This window comes from Streptomyces sp. NPDC101237, from assembly GCF_044767465.1.
GTDB lineage: Bacteria > Actinomycetota > Actinomycetes > Streptomycetales > Streptomycetaceae > Streptomyces > Streptomyces gramineus.
Genome location: NZ_JBIWNY010000068.1, coordinates 1 through 1282 on the forward strand (window position 1 = coordinate 1; position 1282 = coordinate 1282).

Here is a 1282-nt window from a genome sequence, read left to right on the forward strand (position 1 = left end):
GGCACTCGTCGCCGCCCTTGGCGTAGTCGCCGAAGTAGTCGACCACGTCCTCGGGCCACTGGTTCGCCTCGGCCAGCAGCACGGTGTCCGGGTACATGGCGTCGATCTCGCGCCTGACCCGCTTCAGGAAGGCGTGGGAGGCCGGCAGGTTCTCGCAGTTCGTGCCCTCCTCCGCGTACAGGTAGGGCACCGCGTCCAGCCTGAAGCCGTCGATGCCGAGGTCCAGCCAGAACCTCAGCGCGGCCAGGACCTCCTCCTGCACCGCCGGGTTCTCGTAGTTGAGGTCGGGCTGGTGGGAGAAGAAGCGGTGGAAGAAGTACTGGCCCCGCACCGGGTCGAAGGTCCAGTTGGAGACCTCGGTGTCGACGAAGATGATCCGCGCGTCCTGGTACTGCTTGTCGTCGTCGGCCCACATGTAGTAGTCGCCGTAGGGTCCGTCGGGGTCCTTGCGCGACTCCTGGAACCACGGGTGCTGGTCGCTGGTGTGGTTGACGACGAAGTCGATGATCACGCGCATGCCGCGCTGGTGGGCGGCGTCCACGAACTCGACGAAGTCGGCGAGGTCGCCGAATTCGGGGAGTACGGCGGTGTAGTCGGACACGTCGTAACCGCCGTCCCTCAGGGGGGACTTGAAGAAGGGCGGCAGCCAGAGGCAGTCGACGCCGAGCCACTGGAGGTAGTCGAGTCTGGCGGTCAGACCCTTGAGGTCGCCGATGCCGTCACCGTTGCTGTCCTGGAAGGAGCGCACCAGGACCTCGTAGAAGACGGCGCGTTTGAACCAGTCGGGGTCCCGGTCCTTCGCCGGTGTGTCCTCGAAGGTGTCCTGGACGGGGTCGTTGACAGTCATGACGCGCTGGGCCCTCCGTTCGCTGGTGCGGGTCGACCTACCTGGAGCACATGGGCCGGCGTGCGGCCGGGTGTCAGGCGCACGTAGTTGGCCCTGCCCCACGCGAAGGTCTCGCCCGTCAGTTCGTCCCGCACGCACAGGGCCGAGCCGCTGTCCAGGCCGAGTCGCGGCATGTCCAACGAGACCGTGGCCTCCTGGGTGTGGTGGGGGTCGAGGTTGACGACCACCAGGACCGTGTCCGCGCCGGCCCGCTTGCTGTAGGCGATGACGGAGTCGTTGTCCGTGTGGTGGAAGGTCAGGTTTCGCAGCTGCCGGAGCGCGGGATGCTCCCGCCGGACGATGTTGAGGCGGGTGATGAGGGGGGCGATGCCCTCGGTGTCCGCGCGGGTCCAGTCGCGGGGCTTGAGCTGGTACTTCTCGGAGTCGAGGTACTCC

Annotated in this window: 2 protein-coding genes; both read right to left on the reverse strand. The window is 67.2% G+C overall.

The annotated features are described in order from the left end of the window. The coding region (locus ACIRQ9_RS40335) for an alpha-amylase family glycosyl hydrolase (RefSeq protein ID WP_404185767.1) at positions 1–847 on the reverse strand (847 nt) is incomplete at its 3' end. Further along, a partial coding sequence (locus ACIRQ9_RS40340; protein ID WP_404185770.1) for an alpha-glucosidase C-terminal domain-containing protein occupies positions 844–1282 on the reverse strand: 439 nt, incomplete at its 5' end. The genes ACIRQ9_RS40335 and ACIRQ9_RS40340, both read right to left, overlap by 4 nt.